The following is a 17,262-nucleotide window of genomic DNA, read 5'->3' on the forward strand; positions in this document are numbered from 1 at the left end:
TCAGTCAGCCAGCTCCACAATGACAGGGGCGTGGTCCGAGGCGCCCTTGCCCTTGCGTTCCTCGCGGTCGATGGACGCGCCGGTGACCCGGGCGGCCAGGGCGGGGGAGCCCAGCACGAAGTCGATGCGCATGCCCTCCTTCTTCGGGAACCGCAGCTGGGTGTAGTCCCAGTAGGTGTAGACGCCGGGCCCGGGCGTGTACTCGCGTGCCAGGTCCTTGAACCCGGCCTCTTCGAAGGCGTGGAAGGCGGCGCGTTCCGGCGGGCTGACGTGGGTGTACCTGTCGTTGACGAAAAGGTCGATGTCCCAGACGTCGTCGTCGAACGGGGCAATGTTCCAGTCGCCCATGAGCGCAACCTGGGCGTCGGGGTTCGCGGCGACCAGGCTCTGTGCGTGGTCCTTGAGGGATTCAAGCCATTTGATTTTGTACGGCATGTGTTCGTCGTCGAGGGAGCGGCCGTTGGGCACATACAGGCTCCAGATCCGGAGGCCGCCGCACGTGGCTGCCATGGCACGGGCCTCCTGGACGGGGTCCTTGCCTTCCTTGCCGAAGGCGGGCTGGTCCAGGAACGTGCGCTCCACGTCTTCCAGGCCCACCCGGGATGCGATGGCCACACCGTTCCACTGGTTGACGCCGAAGTGAGCCACCTCGTAACCCATGCGTTCGAACAGCTCCCACGGGAAGTTCTCGTCCTTGCACTTGGTTTCCTGGATGGCCAGGACGTCGCAGTCACTGCGCTGCAGCCAGGCCTCGACACGGTCGGCGCGGGCACGGAGGGAGTTCACATTCCAGGTAGCAATCTTCACAGTCCCTAACTTACCTTGGCCGTGCAGGTGCGGGGAAAGCCTTGCGCTTCAGCCTTTCAGCCCCGGGAAATCTGCGTCGGAGTACTCGACCCCGAAGCCGGCAGCCGTGTCCTTCCCTGCAGACTTTCCTGCCGTCTCCCTGGTTCCGGTGCCATGCCTGGCTTCCTCGCGATGCCGCAGCTCCACCCGGCGGATCTTGCCCGAGATCGTCTTGGGCAGCGCAGCGAATTCGAGCCTGCGGATGCGCTTGAACGGTGCCAGGTGTTCACGGCAGTACCGCAGGATGTCCTCCGCCAACTCGGGTCCCGGCTCCAGCCCCGCCACCAGGACCACGTAGGCCTTCGGCAGGGAAAGTTTGAGCGCGTCCGGCGACGGCACCACCGCCGCTTCGGCCACTGCGGGGTGTTCCAGGAGCACGCTTTCCAGTTCGAACGGCGAGAGCCGGTAGTCCGACGACTTGAAGACGTCATCGTCCCTGCCCACGTAGGTGATGGTTCCCCTTTTGTCCCTGCTGGCCATGTCGCCGGTATGGTAATACCCGCCGCGGAAAGCATCCGCCGTCTTCGCGGCGTCGCCGTAGTAGGACTTCATCAGGCCCACAGGCCGGTGGTCCAGCCGGAGGCACAGCTCGCCGTCGTCCGCTTCCTCCCCGGTATTTGGGTCCACCAGCACCACGTCGTAGCCGGGGAGCGGCTGCCCCATGGCACCAATGGTTACCGGCTGGCCCGGCGTGTTGGCCACCTGAACCGTGCTTTCGGTCTGCCCGAAGCCGTCGCGGATGGTCTGGCCCCAAGCACGCTGCACCTGGTCGATCACCTCGGCATTCAGCGGCTCACCGGCCGAAACCACCTTGCTCGGAGGAGTTTTCAGCAGTTTCAGGTCGGCCTGGATCAGCATGCGCCACACCGTGGGCGGGGCGCAGAAACTGGTGACGCCTTCACGGTCCATTTGCTCCATCAGGGCGCGGGCATCGAACCGTTCATAGTTGTAGACAAAAACACACGCCTCCGCGATCCACGGGGCGAAAAAGTTGGACCACGCGTGTTTGCCCCAGCCGGGGGAGGCGACATTCAGGTGCACGTCGCCCGGTTCCAGGCCGATCCAGTACATCGTGGACAGATGCCCCACGGGATACGACGTATGCGTGTGCTCCACCAGCTTGGCCTTGGACGTTGTCCCGGACGTGAAGTAGAGCAGGAGCGTCTCATCTGCCCTGGTGGGGGCGCCGGGTTCGAAGGTGGCTGGCGCCGTCGCCGAGTCCCCATATTGGAGCGCCGCTGTTGTAGTGCCGGATGCGGGGCCGATCTCAATCAGGCGGTAATTGCCGGGAACGCCGGCGAACTTGCCGATGTTGGAATGTCCGACGGCGGCCCAGCGCGCCTCGCCGCGTTCCACCCGTTCGGCCAGGTCCGCGGGCCCCATCAGTGTGGTGGTGGGGATCAGGACGATGCCAAGCTTGATCCCCGCAAGCATTAGCTCCCACAGCTCCACCTGGTTGCCCAGCATCACAATCATCCGGTCGCCCCGGCGCATCCCCTGGCTCCGCAACCAATTGGCCACCTGGTTTGACCGCGCCGCGAGGTCGGCGAAACTCCGGCGCGTCGCCGAGCCGTCCTGCTCCACGATCACGAGGGCGGGGCGGTTGGCCTTCGCAGGATCGGCGGCGATCTGATCGAACCAGTCGAGTGCGAAATTGAACTCTGAAAACTGCGGCCAGCGGAATTCACGCCTGGCGCGGTGGTAGTCGGAACGGAGTGCCAGCAGGTGGTCCCGTGCTTCCCGGAAATCATCGGTCACTGACAAGGAGAGACCTTTCGCCACGTGATGCGCATCACTAATACCCAACCCTTTGCAATATACTAGGACATCCAAGAGTTTGGAAGACCGAAGGGACCACAAACCGTGCAGCCATTAGGACGTGGGCTTGATGTGACAGGCCTCCCGCCGTTTCCCGATGCCGACCTGATGTACATAGTGGACCTGCTGCCGGCTGCCGAGCGTGACCGGTACCTGGACACCCGGGCGTTTCTCCAGTCCACGGTGCGGCCCGCGTCCATCGACTACTGGAACCGCGAGGAGTTCCCCTTCGGGATGTTGGCTGAGCTGGGCAAGCGCGGGCTTGGGCAGCTCCAGACGGACGGCACCTCGAAGCTGTTCAAAGGCCTGATGTACGTCGAGGTGGCCCGGGCGGACGTTTCACTCTCTGCCCTGGTGGGAATCCACAACGAACTGATCGTGGGCATGATCGACGCCCTGGGCTCCGAGGAGCAGAAGCAGCGGTGGCTGCCCGGACTGGCAGCGTTCACCCAGCTGGGTGCGTTCGCCCTGACAGAACCGGAGCATGGCTCGGATATTGCCGGCGGGCTGGAGACGTCCGCGCGGTTGGAGAACGGCGAGTGGGTCATCAACGGAGCCAAGCGCTGGATTGGCTCCGGCACCATAGCGGACTTTGCGCTGGTCTGGGCCCGGGACCAGGCGGACGGGCAGATCAAGGGCTTCATCGTGGAGACGGACCGTCCGGGGTACCGGGCCACCAAGATTGCCAACAAGATCGGCCTGCGGATCATGCAGAACGCGGACATCGCACTGGACAACGTCAGGATTCCCGAGTCCAACCTGCTTCCGGGGGCCACGGACTTCGCCAAAGCCAACGACCTCCTGCGGGACTCCCGGGCCTGGGTTGGCTGGCAGGGTGCGGGTATTCAGCTGGCCGCGTTCGACATCGCCCGGGCTTACGCCCTGGAACGCCGGCAGTTCGGCAAGGAGCTGGCGCGCTTCCAGCTGGTCCAGCAGCAGCTGGCGGAGATCCTCGGCAACGCGTCCGCCTCACTGGCGCTGATGGCACAGCTCGCCCGGATCCAAACAGACGGAAAACTGGAGATGGCCCAGGCTGCCATGGCGAAATCCACCTGCACCCGGCTGGCGCGCTCTTCAGTTGCCATGGGCAGGTCGCTGCTGGGCGGCAACGGTATTAGCGCCGACTATGAAATAGGCAAGCTTTTTGGCGACGCCGAAATCCTATATACCTATGAAGGCAGCTACGAAATCAATTCGCTGATCGTGGGCCGGGCTGTCACGGGGAAATCCGCGTTCGTTTAGTGCGGACCGTTAAGAGCTGACTCTAGTAAGCACTATTCGCTTAACAAAAAACTGCCCTGGCCACGCTTCGCAGCATGGCCAGGGCAGTTAATCAGAACCTTACAGCGGGCGAATGTTCTCTGCCTGCGGGCCCTTGGGACCTTGGGTCACATCGAATTCGACTTTCTGGTTCTCGTCCAGGGAGCGGTAGCCGCTGCTGGCGATTGCTGAGTAGTGCGCGAAAACATCGGCGGATCCGTCGTCCGGAGCGATGAAACCAAAGCCCTTTTCAGCGTTGAACCATTTAACTGTGCCTGTTGCCATTGCTAACTTCCTTTGTAACCCTTTTCTGGTCCTGCTCGGACGGCAGGCAGACGCGGAAACTGTGGTCCGCACTCTCAAACCTAGGGGGTGTACGGTGGCCGTGCAATAGCTGCGGTCACCAACTGTCACTCCTGTTATTGAATAGTGTCTGAATTATGCGCCGTTCTTGAGCCATGCAGCGGCCACATCTGACCCCGCGTTGCTGTGTCAGACGGACTCTAGGACGCTGACGTAGTTTGCGATGCCCACGCCGCCCATGTTCTGGACCGCAGCCCGCCGGGCGCGGCCCAGCTGCATGTCACCGGCGGTCCCGGTGAGCTGCATGGCGGCGATGACGTGCTGGGACACGCCGGTGGCCCCAACCGGGTGGCCCTTGGCCTTGAGCCCGCCGGAAACGTTGATGGGCAGCTTGCCGTCCTTGAACGCCCATCCCTCGGTCACGGCACGGGCGCCCTGCCCGGGTTCGGTCAGTCCCATGGCCTCGTACATGAGCAGTTCGGCGATGGTGAAGCAGTCGTGCACTTCTGCGAAGTCCAGGTCTTCAAGCCCGACGCCGGCCATCGCCAGTGCACGCTGCCAGGACGTGCGCGTGGCCGCAAAAGCCGTAGGGTCCCGGCGTTCGGCAGGGAAGAAGTCGTTCGCGTGACCGAAGCCCGCCAGCCGCACCGGCGCAGTTGCCCCGCCCGTCGGTGAGGTGGAGAGCACCACGGCGGCGGCGCCGTCGGACACGGGAGAGCAGTCTGTACGGCGCAGCGGATCGGCAACCATGGGGTTCTTGTCCGACACGGTGCGGCAGAACTCCTCGCCGAGGTCCTTGCGGAGCTGGGCGTAGGGGTTGTCCACCCCGTTGCGGTGGTTTTTCGCCGCGATGGTGCCGAGCACGTCAGAGACTGACCCGTAACGCTTTTGGTAGTGCTTGGCGACGTCGGCGAACAGGCCGGTGAACCCCGTGGTGGAGGTCTGGCCTGCCATGTCATAGTCCGCACCCAGCAGGGCGGCACCAACAACGTCGGCCCCGGCATGGGTCATTTTCTCCGCGCCGATCACCAGGACGGTCTTCGCCGTGCCTGCCAGGAGGGACTTGGTGCCCTGCTGGAAGGCGGCCGAACCGGAAGCGCAGGCGTTTTCCACCCGGGTGGCAGCCACGTTGGCAAGGTCGGGGGAGACCTGGAGCGCCAGTGAGGACGGGAAGGCAAGAGGCATCATGCCGGAGTTGAACTGGCCCAGGTAAATCTCGTCGATCTGGCCTGGCTCGATGCCTGCGTTGCTGATGGCTTCGGTGGCCACCTGCACGATCAGGGATTCAAGGGTCTCGTCGGTCAGCTTGCCGAAGCGGCTGTGGCCCCAACCGGTGAGCAGGACATCCTTGCCAAACTGTTCCTGCAGGCTCATGCCGTGGCTCCTTCAAGTTCAAGGGCAATATCGAATGCCGCTTCCGTCTTTTCATGTATTTCCACCAGGGTGACGCCGGGGGCGAGCCGTGTGAGTGTGAGCCGACGACGGCCATCGCCTGCCTTCTTCAGGTCAAATACGGCAAGGTCGCTGATGATCCGGTCCACGCAGCTCAGACCGGTGAGCGGCAGGGTGCACTCGGTAACGATTTTGGGGGTGCCGTCCTTGGCGTTGTGTTCTGTCAGGACCACCACGCGCGGGGTGCCGGCCACGAGGTCCATGGCACCGCCCATGCCCTTGACCATTTTGCCGGGGATGGTCCAGTTGGCGAGGTCGCCGTTGCCGGAGACCTGCATGGCGCCCAGGATGGCCACCTTGACGTGGCCGCCGCGGATCATCCCGAAGGACGTGGCGGAGTCGAAGATGCTGCCGCCGTCGAGCACGGTGACGCTCTGCTTGCCGGCGTTGATGAGGTCGGCGTCTTCCTCGCCCTCATACGGGAAGGGGCCCATACCGAGCAGGCCGTTTTCGCTCTGCAGGACCACGCGGATGCCGTCGGGCAGGTTGTTGGCCACCAGCGTGGGGATGCCGATGCCCAGGTTTACGTAGTCGCCGTCGTTCAGTTCCTCGGCTGCGATGGCAGCCATTTCATCCCTGGTCCAGGCCATGGGGTTCTCCTTGGGGTTAGAAAGTCAGTGGGGTCGGTGATTGCCTGGTTCAGGCGGGGACCGCTGCCGCGGTGCGGGGGCGGACGGTGCGCTGTTCGATGTCCTTGACCCGGCCGCTTGCCTGGACCAGATGCTGGACATAGACGCCCGGGGTGACGATGTGGTTTGGATCAAGCCGGCCCGGCGCCACGATGACTTCGGCTTCCGCTACGGTGACGGCGCCCGCGGTGGCGACCACCGGGTTAAAGTTCCGGGCCGTGTAGCGGTAGATCAGGTTCCCGTCCGTGTCCGCGGTGTGCGCGTGGACAAGCGCGACGTCGGCGCGGATGGCGCGCTCCTGAACGTACGTTTCGCCGTCGAACTCCGCCAGCGGCTTGCCTTCGGCCACGAGGGTGCCCACGCCGGTCTTGGTGTAGAACGCGGGGATGCCGGCGCCGCCGGCCCGGAGGCGCTCCGCCAGGGTGCCCTGGGGGGTGAACTCCACTTCGAGCTGTCCCGCGAGGTACTGCTCGGCAAAGAGCTTGTTCTCGCCTACATAGGAGGCGATGACCTTGCGGACCTGGCCGGCCTCGATCAGGATGCCCAGGCCTTTGCCGTCCACACCCATGTTGTTGGACACGACCGTCAGGTCGCGGACCCCGGAATCGCGGACAGCCTCGATCAGGTCCGCCGGGATCCCGCTCAGGCCGAAGCCGCCCACGGCCAGCGTCATGCCGTCCCGGAGCAGATCCTGCAGGATAGTGCCGGCGTTGGATTGAAGTTTGGACATTCCATCTCCTCGTCATCGAGTGGTCAGAGCCTGCGACGTTATCCACTTTGTGGACAACGGGCTTGATGTAGGAGCCTAGAGAGGGCGTGCAGGCGGGTCAATGACCTAAATTGCCAAGAACAGCGGATATTTCATAGCGTGGACGGTAGGCTGAGGGGTGTCCACATTGTGGAGGAATTCTTTCGTCTGGGAGGCAAAAGTGAGTAGTGGAGTCCAGGGAACGCAGGTGGTGGGACGGGTGGCGTCACTGCTGCGCCTGGTCGGCAGGAAGCCCGAGGGCAGCTCCCTCGCCGGCCTGGTCCGGGAATCCGGCCTGACCCGGCCCACGGTCCACCGGCTCCTGACGTCCCTCGCTGCCGAAGGGCTCCTGGACCACGATGCCGGCAGCGGCAACTGGATCCTGGGCCCGGAGATTTTCCTGCTGGGATCCGTGGCAGCTGCCCGCTTCCCGTTTGAAGACATCGCCCGGCCCAGCCTGCGCCGACTGGCCGAGGAGACGGGCGAGAGCGCTTTTTACTCCATCCGCCGGGGCCACGAGGCGGTCTGCGTCCTGCGCGAGGAGGGCAGTTTCCCGGTGCGCTCGTTCGTCCTGCACGAAGGAGTCCGCTTTCCGCTCGGGGTGGCGTCGGCCGGGACGGCCATGATGGCTTTCCTGCCGGACGGGGACCAGGAGGCCATCCTGTCCACCTGGGATGAGCATGCCGGAACCTTTGCTTCCGGACACCGCGAAGACGTGGTCCGCAGCAACCTCGAACGGACCCGGCTGCACGGCTACGCCGTGAATCCCGGCCTGGTCCTGGAGGGAAGCTGGGGCATGGGGGCAGCCGTGTTCGACCAACAGGGCCGCCCCGTCGGCGCGCTGTCGCTGACAGGCATCGAGCCCCGGTTCCGCGCGGAGCGGCAGGAATTCCTGGGCAAACTGCTGATGGAGGAAGCCCACCGGATGAGTGCCAAGCTGCCCGCAGCGAGGCCTGTGCACGCCGGCTAAGGCCCGGCACGCCAACCCGGAAGCCCCCTAGAAATTAGTAGGAAGTCCGAGTAGATTCGGGTTCAAAGATGACCACATGCGAAGGAGCATTCGATGGTGCACGAGCTTTCACACTACGTCGGCGGCCAGCGGGTCGACGGCACCTCCGGGCGTTTCAGCGACGTCTACGACCCCTGCACGGGGCAGGTGCAGGCCAGGCTGCCGCTGGCCAGCAAGGAGGAAGTGGCCAACGCGGTGGCCAACGCCGAGAAGGGCCAGCTTGAATGGGCGGCCATGAACCCGCAGCGCCGCGGCCGGATCCTGCTCAAATTCGTGGACCTGGTCAACGAGAACATGGATGAGCTCGCCACCCTGCTGTCCTCCGAGCATGGCAAGACCTTCCCGGACGCCAAGGGCGACATCCAGCGCGGCATCGAAGTGGTGGAGTTTTCCGCCAACGCCCCGCACCTGCTCAAGGGCGAGTTTTCGGACAGCGCCGGGCAGGGCATCGATGTCCACTCACTGCGCCAGCCCCTAGGCGTGGTTGCCGGTATCACCCCCTTCAACTTCCCCGCCATGATCCCGCTGTGGAAGTCCGGCCCGGCGCTCGCCGCCGGGAACGCCTTTATCCTCAAGCCGTCCGAGCGCGACCCCTCCGTGCCCTTGCGGCTCGCCGAACTGTACAGCGAAGCCGGGGTTCCGGACGGCGTCTTCAACGTGGTCAACGGGGACAAGGAAGCAGTGGACGCACTCCTGGAGGACCCGCGCGTGAAGGCCATCGGCTTTGTGGGCTCCACCCCGATCGCCCAATACATCTACGCCACGGCTGCAGCGCACGGCAAGCGCGCGCAATGCTTCGGGGGCGCGAAGAACCACATGGTGATCATGCCCGACGCCGATCTTGAGATGGCCGCCGATGCCCTGATCGGTGCCGGGTACGGTTCCGCCGGCGAACGCTGCATGGCCATTTCCGTCGCCGTACCCGTGGGCAAGGAAACCGCCGACGCCCTGGTGGCCAAGCTGGCCGAGCGCGTCAAGGGCCTCAAGGTTGGCCACAGCCTGGACAAGGAGTCCGATTTCGGCCCCGTGGTGGCTGAATCCGCCAAAGACAGGATTGAGGGCTACATCCAGTCCGGCGTGGACGAAGGCGCAACGTTGGTGGCTGACGGCCGCGGGCTCACCGTGGACGGCTACGACGGCGGTTTCTGGGTGGGCCCCACGCTCTTCGACAACGTCACCAAGGACATGAAGATCTACAAGGAAGAGATCTTCGGTCCCGTCCTCAGCGTCCTGCGCGCAGCTGACTACGACGAAGCGCTCAGGCTCTGCTCCGAGCACGAGTTCGGCAACGGCGTCGCGATTTTCACCCGCGACGGTGACGCCGCCCGCGACTTCGCCAGCCGCGTGGAGGTGGGCATGGTGGGCATCAACGTCCCCATCCCGGTGCCCATCGCGTATTACACCTTTGGCGGCTGGAAGGCGTCCGGCTTCGGGGACCTCAACCAGCACGGCGCCGACGCGTTCCGCTTCTACACCAAGACCAAAACGGTCACCACCCGTTGGCCCTCCGGCATCCGCCAGGGCGCCAGCTTCGTGATGCCGGCCGGCAGCTGATGACTGGTTTCCCCGGAGCGGAGCAAACCGCCGACGTCCTCTTCGAACGCCGCGGACACCTGGGCGTCGTCACCCTCAACCGGCCCAAAGCCGTCAACGCCCTCACCCTTGGCATGGTCACGGCCATTCTGGAGCAGCTCACCGCCTGGGCCGGCGACGATTCCGTGGCCACCGTCCTGGTCCGCGGCGCCGGCGACCGTGGCCTGTGTGCAGGCGGGGACATCGTGGCCATCTACCGGGACATGGTGGAGGGCACAGGCCAGGCGCCGGAGTTCTGGACCACCGAATACCGGCTCAATGCGCTCATTTCCCGCTACCCCAAGCCGTACGTTGCCCTCATGGACGGCCTGGTGCTCGGCGGCGGCGTGGGGATCTCGGCGCACGGCTCGGTCCGTATTGTCACCGAGCGCACCCGCACCGGCACGCCGGAAACCACCATCGGTTTTGTACCCGACGTCGGCGGCACGCTCCTGCTGTCCCGCGCGCCGGGTGAAGCCGGGACGCACTCGGCCCTCACCGGCGCCCACTTGAGCGGAGCTGATGCCCTGTTCCTCGGGCTCGCGGACCACTTTGTGCCGTCAGAAGACCTTCCGGCACTGGCGGAAGCGCTGGAAAGCGCGACGGCGGATGCCGCCGTCGCGCGTTTTGTCCAGGAACCGCCGGCCTCGGCGTTGGAAAAACAGCGGGAATGGATCGACGCCGCCTACGCCACCGACGACGCCGAAGAGATTGTGCGCCGGCTTCGGGCCGCGGGCGGCGAGGCCGCGAACGCTGCCGCCACCATCGAAGCGAAGTCGCCGACGGCTGTAAAGCTCACGCTCGCATCGCTGCGGCGGGTGCGCGGGCTCTCGCTCCCGGAAGCCTTGGCGCAGGAATACCGGGTGGGGCTGCGGTCCCTTGAAGGCCCGGACTTCCGCGAAGGCATCCGTGCGCAGGTGGTGGACAAGGACCGCAATCCGCAGTGGACGCCCGCGTCCCTCGCCGAGGTGAGTGCGGCCGACGTCGAGCACTACTTCGCGCCCCTGGGCGACCGTGAGCTCCAACTTCAGTTATAGGAGTCCGACCATGTCTGACAGCGCAGCTACCGGCACCATCGCCTTCCTGGGCCTCGGCCACATGGGCGGCCCCATGGCGGCGAATCTGATCAAGGCCGGGCACAGCGTGGTGGGCTACGATCCGGTGCCCGCAGCCGTCGAGGCAGCCAATGCCCACGGCGTCCCCATGGCAGCCTCCGCTGCGGAGGCGGCGGCCGGTGCCGCGGTGGTACTCACCATGCTGCCCAGCGGGCAGCATGTCCTGGACGCCTACCGCGGGGCCAACGGGGCGCCCGGCCTGCTGTCAACGGCCGCGCCGGGCACCATGTTCCTGGACTGCTCCACCATCAACGTCGATGAGGCCCGGGAGGCCGCGGCGATCGCACTGGACGCCGGGCACCGCTCTGTGGACGCCCCGGTTTCCGGCGGCGTGGTGGGTGCCGAAGCAGGCACTCTGACGTTTATGGTGGGTGCCCTGCCCGAAGACTTCGACACCGTGAAGCCCATCCTGGAGTTGATGGGTAAACGCATCGTGCACTGCGGGGACCACGGCGCAGGGCAGGCGGCGAAGGTCTGCAACAACATGATCCTGGGTGTGTCCATGATCGCCGTCAGCGAGGCGTTTGTGCTCGGCGAAAAGCTCGGCCTGACGCACCAGGCGCTGTTCGACGTCGCCGCCAACGCCTCCGGCCAATGCTGGGCGCTGACCACCAACTGTCCCGTTCCAGGCCCAGTGCCCACCAGCCCGGCCAACCGCGACTACCAGCCAGGATTCGCCGGCGCGCTCATGGCCAAGGACCTCCGGCTCGCCCTCAACGCCTTGGAAAGCACCGGAGTGGCGGCTCAGATGGGGCCGCTCGCCTCGAAGATTTACGACGAGTTCGCCGCAGGGGGCGGCGCGGGCCGCGACTTCTCGGGCATCATTACTGACATCCGGGACAAGTCCGCCACGTAGCGTTGGAACTGGACAATTTTCACTACACACCTAAGGGGCACGGTTTGGCGCAGCAGTTCGAGAACATTCTGGTGGAACACCGCGGCCGGGTGGGCCTGGTGACCCTCAACCGGCCCCAGGCGCTCAACGCCCTGAACAAAGCCACCATGGAGGAGGTTGTAGTCGCCGTTACCGCCATGGACACCGACCCCGCCGTGGGTGCCGTGGTGATCACAGGGTCAGAGAAGGCCTTCGCGGCTGGGGCGGACATCAAGGAAATGTCTTCGAAGGGCTACATGGAGATGTACGCCGAGGACTGGTTCCGGGGATGGGAAAGCCTGACCCGGCTGCGGATTCCGGTGGTGGCCGCGGTCTCCGGGTTCGCCCTGGGCGGTGGCTGTGAGCTCGCCATGATGTGCGATGTCATCATTGCCGGCGACAATGCAAAGTTCGGCCAGCCGGAGATCAACCTCGGCGTCATCCCCGGCATGGGCGGCTCACAGCGTCTGACCCGCGCAGTGGGCAAGGCCAAAGCCATGGACATGGTCCTCACCGGACGGATGATGGACGCCGCGGAAGCCGAGCGCGCGGGACTCGTCTCACGCGTGGTGCCGGCCGCGTCCGTGGTGGAGGAAGCCGTGAAGGCCGCCGAGGTGATTGCTTCGAAGTCCAAACCGGCTGCGATGCTTGCCAAGGAAGCGGTGAATGCTGCCTTTGAGCTGGGCCTCGCGCAGGGGGTGCTGTTTGAGCGCCGGATGTTCCACTCGCTGTTCGCCACGGAGGACCAGAAGGAAGGCATGGCCGCGTTCAGCGAGAAGCGGCAGCCGGAGTTCAAGCACCGCTGACACCGGCGGCGAGATGGGCCGGCCTGGTCCTCAGTCGGTGAAGTCGCCGGCGGCTTTGCGGAAGTTGCCCAGGACGCGGAGCAGGTGGTCAACGTCGTCGTCCGCGAAACCGGACTGGCCGAAGACCTCGGCGTTGAGCGCCGTCGTCGCGCGTTTGGCCACGGTGCGGCCCCCGGAGGTGAGCTCGATCAGCGTGGTCCGTCCATCCGTGGGGTGCGGGGATCGGGCCACAAGCCCGGCCTGCTCGAGGCGGTCGACGGCGTTGGTCACCGACGTCGGGTGAACTTGCAGCAGGGCGCTGGCTTTGTTCATGGGTAGCGCGCCGCTGCGGGCGAAGCTCAGCAATGCCAGCAGTTCGTAGCGCGCAAAGGTCAGCCCGAACGGCTTAAGAACCGTCTCGATCCTTCCCAGCAGGATCTGCTGGGTCCGCATAATGGCCGTGATGGCGGCCATCGGTGCTGCTACATCGCCCCAGCCGTGCCGTTCCCAGTTCTGCCGGGCCTCGGCGATCGGGTCTCGGGGGAGCGGGCTGCCCACGGTGCCTCCTGACATTGCTGGGCCAACGGCCGCGTCATGTGTCTCACCAGCAATATACTAGGACTTCCAAGGGTATGGAAGGGTGCTGCGGGCCGGCTACTTCCACCAGGTGTCGAAGATGGTAACCGGGACGGTGCGCTTGTGGCGTGTGCGCAGGTACTTCTGTTCGATCAGTTCGGCCGCGGCGTCCGGGATATCCCGGCCCTCGAGGTAGTCGTCGATCTGGTCGTACGTGATGCCGAGTTCGTCCTCGTCGGTGCGGCCGGGCTTGTTATCGAGCAGGTCTGCTGTGGGCACCTTCTCCCAGACGCGGGCGGGAGCACCCAGTTCGGCCAGGAGTTCGCGGTTCTGGCGTTTGTTCAGGCCGAACAGGGGCAGGATGTCCGCGCCGCCGTCGCCGAATTTGGTGAAGAACCCGGTGACGGACTCGGCGCCGTGGTCCGTGCCAAGCACCAAATAGTTGTGTTCGCCGGCGAGGGCGTACTGGGCGATCATCCGGGTGCGGGCTTTGGTGTTTCCCTTGTGGAAATCCGAAATCTCGGCCCCCACGGTTTTCTCGAATTCGTCCTCGAAGCCATCCACGGCGGCGGAGATATTGAAGGTCCACTCAGTCTTCGGCTGGATGAAGTCGAGGGCGGCCTGAGCGTCATCTTCATCGTGCTGGACGCCGTAGGGAAGGCGGACGGCAACGAAGTTCGCGTCCACGCCCTCGGACTCAAGCTCCTCCACGGCCAGCTGGGCCAGTCGCCCGGCGAGGGAGGAGTCCAACCCGCCCGAGATGCCCAGCACAAAGCCTTTCGTCCGGGTTGCCCGGAGGTACTCCTTCAGGAACTCCACGCGTTTGCGCACCTCCCCGGCAGGATCGATCCGGGGCTGCACGCCCATTTCTTCAATGATGGTGGCCTGGAGTTCGCGCATGTGATCCAGCCTAGTCAGCCGTGTCAACAACGCTCAACTGTGTCCCCGTGGAGGTATCGTGTCGCCCGAGGCCGCCGGGTTACGCCACGAATCAGCCGGCGCTGGGTGAAGTAGCCGCCTTTATGAAGACTGCGGCACCGGCCCTGTGGAGCCGCGCACCGTGAGGTGCGTGGGCATCAGGGAGCGGCTGCGGCTGCCGCCACCAGCCAACGGGTTCAGCTGGGCCAGCAGCATGGACACGGACACGCGGCCTGCCTGCTCGATCGGGGAGGCCATGGTGGTTAGCGGGGGATTGCAGAAGTCAGCACCGAAGATGTCGTCACAGCCCACCACGCTCATGTCCTCGGGTACCCGGATGCTGCGTTCGCGCAGCCGCTGGAGCATGCCGATGGCGATGAGGTCGTTGAAGGCGATGCACGCCGTCACCCCCGAGTGGACCGCGGCGTCGGCGGCCGCTGCACCCGACTGCGTCTTGGGGGCAAAGGGGCCGAGCCGGCGCACTTCCACGCCGCGGTCCTCGGCGGCGGCAGCCAGCGCGTTCCAGCGCAGCGTACTCGACTGGGACGTGAGGGGACCGGCCATATAGGCAATGCGGGTGTGACCGAGGGAGATGAGGTGGTCCAGGGCCTGGCTGGTGGCCGAGGGCGTGTCAATGACCACCGCCGGTACCCCTGCCACGTCGCGGTTGATGGTGACAATGGGAATCTTCGCGGCCGCGGCCAGCAACGCGTCGTCACTGAGCCTGGACGCCGTCACAATGATGCCGTCGGCGCTCTTGCGCAGCTGCTCCATGCTGCTGGCCTCAACCTCGTCCGACTCCTCCGTGTCCACGAGCAGCTGGGTGTAACCGGCCGCTTTAAGCTGCAGCTGGGTGCCCCTGATCAGGTCGAAGTAAAACGGATTGGTGATATCCGGTACCAGGACGCCGACGGCGCCCGTGCGTCCCGAGCTCAGGGCTTTCGCCTGGCTGTTCGGAGTGTAGTTCAGCTCTGCGGCTGCCGCTTCGATGCGTGCGCGGGTACGGATATTGACCCTGTCCGGGGTGGAAAGTGCGCGTGAAACGGTGGACGCGGCCACCCCGCACATGGCGGCGATGTCATGGATGGTGGCAGGACGCTCTGTTCCGGCTGTTTGCATCGCCATGGCGTTCCTCTCTGAACGGGACGGGCACTGTGACGATAACCACAGCCCTAATGCTCCTAGATTGCCACAAGATGTCAACATTTGGCAATCGGTTGTCATCAAATGGGCCAGGTGTCTAGACTGAGGGCAGAACTTTGTGAAGCAAGTCACCCCGCGTCGGAGCGGCAACCAGGCTGTCCCGCCGCGGCAAACCCAAGGAGATCCCTGTGACCGCAACATCCAGCGCAGCATCACCCACCGCCTGGCAGCTCTCCGGATTCGGCGACGAGGTAGATCCTGATCCGGCAGTCCAGGCCGCCGTCATGCTTGCCCTGGGCGCCAGCTACATCGAGGTCCGCAGCGCCTGGGGCGTAAACGTCTCCGAACTGACGCCCGAGCAGGTGGCCGAGCTCAAGGAAATCCTGGACGCGAAAGGCCTGAAGGTCTCCGCGGTGGCAAGCCCCATCGGCAAGGTGGACATCAGCCTGCCGGTGGAGCACGAGGTGGAGTGCCTGCGCCAGATCATCTCCGTGGCCAAGGGCCTGGACACCAAATACATCCGCATCTTCTCCTTCTACCGGGGTGAAGCCCAGACGCCCGAAGAAATCCGCGACGACGTCATGACCCGCATGCGGGCACTCGCCGCCGAAGCCGAAAGCGCCGGCGTCGTACTTCTGCACGAAAACGAAAAGGACATCTACGGCGATACCCCGAAGCGCGTCCTGGACATCATGGAATCCGTCAATTCCCCCGCCCTCCGCGTTGCCTGGGACAACGCCAACTTCGTCCAGGTGGGGGTCCGGCCGTACACCGAGGGCTACGCCATGCTCCGGCCGTACCTCGAGTACCTCCAGGTCAAGGACGCCATCATGGCCACGGGTGAAGTTGTCCCGTCCGGAGAAGGTGACGGCGAACTGGACGCCACCGTCGCGGCTCTCAAAGCGGACGGTTACACGGGCTTCGCCTCCCTGGAGCCGCACCTGGCCATCCAGCATGAGCTGGGCGGCTTCTCCGGGCCGGTTGCCTTTGGTGTCGCCGCGCGCGCCTTCGCCGCCCTTGCGGCCAAGAACGGAATCGAACTTTCGTGACGGACCTCAAAGCCGCGGTGATCGGCTGCGGTGACGTTTCCGCTGTCCACTTCGAAGCCATCGCAAAGCTCGACGGCGTCCGGCTGGCGGGCGTGTGCGACACAGACCCCGGCCGCCTCGCCGCTGCCGTGGGCGCCTTCGGTGTTCCGGGATTCTCGGACCACGCCAGCCTCATTGCGGCCGTAAGGCCGGACGCTGTGCACATCACCACGCCGCACAACACCCACGCAGCGATTGCCGCTGACTGCCTTCACCGGGGCGTCAACGTCATAGTGGAGAAGCCGCTGGCGCATACCCTCGAGGAGGGCCGCCGGCTGGTTGAAGCCGCCAAGGCAAGCGACGCAAAGCTCGCTGTCTGCTTCCAGAACCGCTACAACGCCACGGCGCAGGCCATGCACTCCCTACTGTCCGCGGGCGACCTGGGCTCGGTGGTGGGAGCTTCAGCCACCGTGATGTGGCACCGGGACACGGACTACTACCGCAGCCGCCCCTGGCGCGGCACCTGGGCAGGCGGTGGCGGCGGCCTCATGATGAACCAGGCCATCCACACCGTTGACCTGCTGCAATGGCTGGTCGGCGAGGTGGTATCGCTCTCCGGCAATGCGGCCACGAGGTTCCTGGGCGAAACCATCGAGGTGGAGGACACTGCAGAGTTCGTGGCGGAGCATGCCAACGGTGTCCGCAGCGCTTTCTATGCCACGCTGGCCAACGCCGTCAACGCGCCCGTCACCTTGGATATCGTGACGGAGAAGGCCACGCTGAGCCTCCGCGGGGACCTCACTGTTACATACGGTGACGGCCGGGTGGAGGTAGTGCCCGAGCGGGTGGTGGAGTCCGGCGGCCGCGCCTACTGGGGAGTCTCGCACGAACTGCTCATCAGCGACTTCTACAGCAAACTCAGCGAAGCCGGGCCCTTTTGGATAGACGCGGAAGAGGCGGAAAAGTCCCTGCGGATCGTCAAGGAAATCTACCGCCAGAGCTATCCCGACGCCGCCGGGAAGGTCTCCTGAACCACCCTTCCGGCTTGTCTCTGCAACGTTAGATGCAACCGATTGGGGACCGTTGGAACGTTTCACTCGAGTCCGTTGGATCTTAATACTGCAACATTTTTGACAATCGGTTGCCAAGCTTGGCAATCCTGCGTACTCTGAATCTCGCAAGGTCG

The 17,262-nt window shown here is 65.1% G+C and carries 17 protein-coding genes; 8 read left to right on the forward strand and 9 right to left on the reverse strand.

Features of this window, described 5'->3' with window-relative positions; all coding sequences use genetic code 11:
* Nucleotides 1-807: an exodeoxyribonuclease III gene (locus tag AB4Y73_RS11085; RefSeq protein ID WP_441871484.1), complete on the reverse strand. Its 807-nt coding sequence runs from the start codon at nucleotides 805-807 to the stop codon at nucleotides 1-3.
* A gap of 48 nt (nucleotides 808-855) precedes the next feature.
* Nucleotides 856-2,610 (reverse strand): AMP-binding protein, encoded by a 1,755-nt coding sequence (locus AB4Y73_RS11090; protein ID WP_441871485.1) that lies wholly within the window; start codon nucleotides 2,608-2,610, stop codon nucleotides 856-858.
* Between the two features lie 162 nt (nucleotides 2,611-2,772).
* On the opposite strand from AB4Y73_RS11090, the gene AB4Y73_RS11095 reads away from it, so the two are divergent.
* Nucleotides 2,773-3,906, forward strand: coding sequence for an acyl-CoA dehydrogenase family protein (locus AB4Y73_RS11095; RefSeq protein WP_441871706.1), 1,134 nt, complete (start codon nucleotides 2,773-2,775; stop codon nucleotides 3,904-3,906).
* Between the two features lie 99 nt (nucleotides 3,907-4,005).
* Here AB4Y73_RS11095 and AB4Y73_RS11100 read toward each other — a convergent pair whose 3' ends face one another.
* The 4 genes from AB4Y73_RS11100 to AB4Y73_RS11115 form a co-directional block, all read right to left on the reverse strand.
* Nucleotides 4,006-4,209 carry a cold-shock protein gene (locus tag AB4Y73_RS11100; RefSeq protein ID WP_013599688.1) on the reverse strand — a complete coding sequence of 68 codons (204 nt, stop codon included), beginning with the start codon at nucleotides 4,207-4,209 and terminating at the stop codon, nucleotides 4,006-4,008.
* 207 nt (nucleotides 4,210-4,416) lie between these two features.
* The gene (locus AB4Y73_RS11105) at nucleotides 4,417-5,601 is read right to left on the reverse strand and encodes an acetyl-CoA acetyltransferase (protein WP_441871487.1); all 1,185 of its coding nucleotides are present in this window, start codon (nucleotides 5,599-5,601) and stop codon (nucleotides 4,417-4,419) included.
* Nucleotides 5,598-6,269, reverse strand: a complete 672-nt coding sequence (locus AB4Y73_RS11110) for a 3-oxoacid CoA-transferase subunit B (RefSeq protein ID WP_441871489.1) — start codon at nucleotides 6,267-6,269, stop codon at nucleotides 5,598-5,600. Before AB4Y73_RS11110 ends, AB4Y73_RS11105 begins: the two co-directional genes overlap by 4 nt.
* A gap of 49 nt (nucleotides 6,270-6,318) precedes the next feature.
* Nucleotides 6,319-7,038 (reverse strand): CoA transferase subunit A, encoded by a 720-nt coding sequence (locus tag AB4Y73_RS11115; RefSeq protein WP_441871491.1) that lies wholly within the window; start codon nucleotides 7,036-7,038, stop codon nucleotides 6,319-6,321.
* Between the two features lie 199 nt (nucleotides 7,039-7,237).
* On the opposite strand from AB4Y73_RS11115, the gene AB4Y73_RS11120 reads away from it, so the two are divergent.
* The 5 genes from AB4Y73_RS11120 to AB4Y73_RS11140 all read left to right on the forward strand — a co-directional run bounded on the left by AB4Y73_RS11120 (nucleotide 7,238) and on the right by AB4Y73_RS11140 (nucleotide 12,432).
* Nucleotides 7,238-8,026: an IclR family transcriptional regulator gene (locus AB4Y73_RS11120; RefSeq protein WP_441871493.1), complete on the forward strand. Its 789-nt coding sequence runs from the start codon at nucleotides 7,238-7,240 to the stop codon at nucleotides 8,024-8,026.
* A 93-nt stretch (nucleotides 8,027-8,119) separates the two neighbouring features.
* Nucleotides 8,120-9,619 (forward strand): CoA-acylating methylmalonate-semialdehyde dehydrogenase, encoded by a 1,500-nt coding sequence (locus AB4Y73_RS11125; RefSeq protein WP_441871495.1) that lies wholly within the window; start codon nucleotides 8,120-8,122, stop codon nucleotides 9,617-9,619.
* A complete protein-coding gene (locus AB4Y73_RS11130) occupies nucleotides 9,619-10,674 on the forward strand; it encodes an enoyl-CoA hydratase/isomerase family protein (RefSeq protein ID WP_441871497.1) in 1,056 nt (351 codons plus the stop codon). Before AB4Y73_RS11125 ends, AB4Y73_RS11130 begins: the two co-directional genes overlap by 1 nt.
* 10 nt (nucleotides 10,675-10,684) lie before the next feature.
* A complete protein-coding gene (mmsB, locus tag AB4Y73_RS11135) occupies nucleotides 10,685-11,608 on the forward strand; it encodes a 3-hydroxyisobutyrate dehydrogenase (RefSeq protein ID WP_441871499.1) in 924 nt (307 codons plus the stop codon).
* A gap of 44 nt (nucleotides 11,609-11,652) precedes the next feature.
* Complete coding sequence (locus tag AB4Y73_RS11140; RefSeq protein ID WP_441871501.1) at nucleotides 11,653-12,432, forward strand: enoyl-CoA hydratase; 780 nt, start codon at nucleotides 11,653-11,655, stop codon at nucleotides 12,430-12,432.
* Nucleotides 12,433-12,462: 30 nt separating this feature from the next.
* Here the strand turns inward: AB4Y73_RS11140 and AB4Y73_RS11145 are convergent, their stop codons facing one another.
* The 3 genes from AB4Y73_RS11145 to AB4Y73_RS11155 form a co-directional block, all read right to left on the reverse strand.
* Nucleotides 12,463-12,969 carry a MarR family winged helix-turn-helix transcriptional regulator gene (locus AB4Y73_RS11145; protein WP_441871503.1) on the reverse strand — a complete coding sequence of 169 codons (507 nt, stop codon included), beginning with the start codon at nucleotides 12,967-12,969 and terminating at the stop codon, nucleotides 12,463-12,465.
* A gap of 96 nt (nucleotides 12,970-13,065) precedes the next feature.
* Nucleotides 13,066-13,887 (reverse strand): ammonia-dependent NAD(+) synthetase, encoded by an 822-nt coding sequence (nadE, locus tag AB4Y73_RS11150; RefSeq protein ID WP_441871505.1) that lies wholly within the window; start codon nucleotides 13,885-13,887, stop codon nucleotides 13,066-13,068.
* 120 nt (nucleotides 13,888-14,007) lie between these two features.
* Nucleotides 14,008-15,024 (reverse strand): LacI family DNA-binding transcriptional regulator, encoded by a 1,017-nt coding sequence (locus tag AB4Y73_RS11155; protein WP_441871708.1) that lies wholly within the window; start codon nucleotides 15,022-15,024, stop codon nucleotides 14,008-14,010.
* 212 nt (nucleotides 15,025-15,236) lie between these two features.
* Here AB4Y73_RS11155 and AB4Y73_RS11160 point away from each other — a divergent pair, with 212 nt between their 5' ends.
* Both AB4Y73_RS11160 and AB4Y73_RS11165 read left to right on the forward strand, forming a co-directional pair.
* Complete coding sequence (locus AB4Y73_RS11160) at nucleotides 15,237-16,097, forward strand: sugar phosphate isomerase/epimerase family protein (protein ID WP_441871507.1); 861 nt, start codon at nucleotides 15,237-15,239, stop codon at nucleotides 16,095-16,097.
* The gene (locus AB4Y73_RS11165) at nucleotides 16,094-17,107 is read left to right on the forward strand and encodes a Gfo/Idh/MocA family protein (protein WP_441871509.1); all 1,014 of its coding nucleotides are present in this window, start codon (nucleotides 16,094-16,096) and stop codon (nucleotides 17,105-17,107) included. Before AB4Y73_RS11160 ends, AB4Y73_RS11165 begins: the two co-directional genes overlap by 4 nt.
* Nucleotides 17,108-17,262 lie beyond the last annotated feature (155 nt).

The organism is Pseudarthrobacter sp. TAF60_1 (assembly GCF_052113505.1).
GTDB lineage: Bacteria > Actinomycetota > Actinomycetes > Actinomycetales > Micrococcaceae > Arthrobacter.

What these genes read in the sequence shown, in the direction of transcription:
- AB4Y73_RS11105 (WP_441871487.1), bottom strand. Translation starts at nt 5,601, where the DNA reads ATGAGCCTGCAGGAACAGTTTGGCAAGGATGTCCTGCTCACCGGTTGG.
- AB4Y73_RS11100 (WP_013599688.1), bottom strand. Translation starts at nt 4,209, where the DNA reads ATGGCAACAGGCACAGTTAAATGGTTCAACGCTGAAAAGGGCTTTGGT.
- AB4Y73_RS11095 (WP_441871706.1), top strand. Translation starts at nt 2,773, where the DNA reads ATGTACATAGTGGACCTGCTGCCGGCTGCCGAGCGTGACCGGTACCTG.
- AB4Y73_RS11110 (WP_441871489.1), bottom strand. Translation starts at nt 6,269, where the DNA reads ATGGCCTGGACCAGGGATGAAATGGCTGCCATCGCAGCCGAGGAACTG.
- nadE (WP_441871505.1), bottom strand. Translation starts at nt 13,887, where the DNA reads ATGCGCGAACTCCAGGCCACCATCATTGAAGAAATGGGCGTGCAGCCC.
- mmsB (WP_441871499.1), top strand. Translation starts at nt 10,685, where the DNA reads ATGTCTGACAGCGCAGCTACCGGCACCATCGCCTTCCTGGGCCTCGGC.
- AB4Y73_RS11130 (WP_441871497.1), top strand. Translation starts at nt 9,619, where the DNA reads ATGACTGGTTTCCCCGGAGCGGAGCAAACCGCCGACGTCCTCTTCGAA.
- AB4Y73_RS11125 (WP_441871495.1), top strand. Translation starts at nt 8,120, where the DNA reads ATGGTGCACGAGCTTTCACACTACGTCGGCGGCCAGCGGGTCGACGGC.
- AB4Y73_RS11115 (WP_441871491.1), bottom strand. Translation starts at nt 7,038, where the DNA reads ATGTCCAAACTTCAATCCAACGCCGGCACTATCCTGCAGGATCTGCTC.
- AB4Y73_RS11155 (WP_441871708.1), bottom strand. Translation starts at nt 15,024, where the DNA reads ATGCAAACAGCCGGAACAGAGCGTCCTGCCACCATCCATGACATCGCC.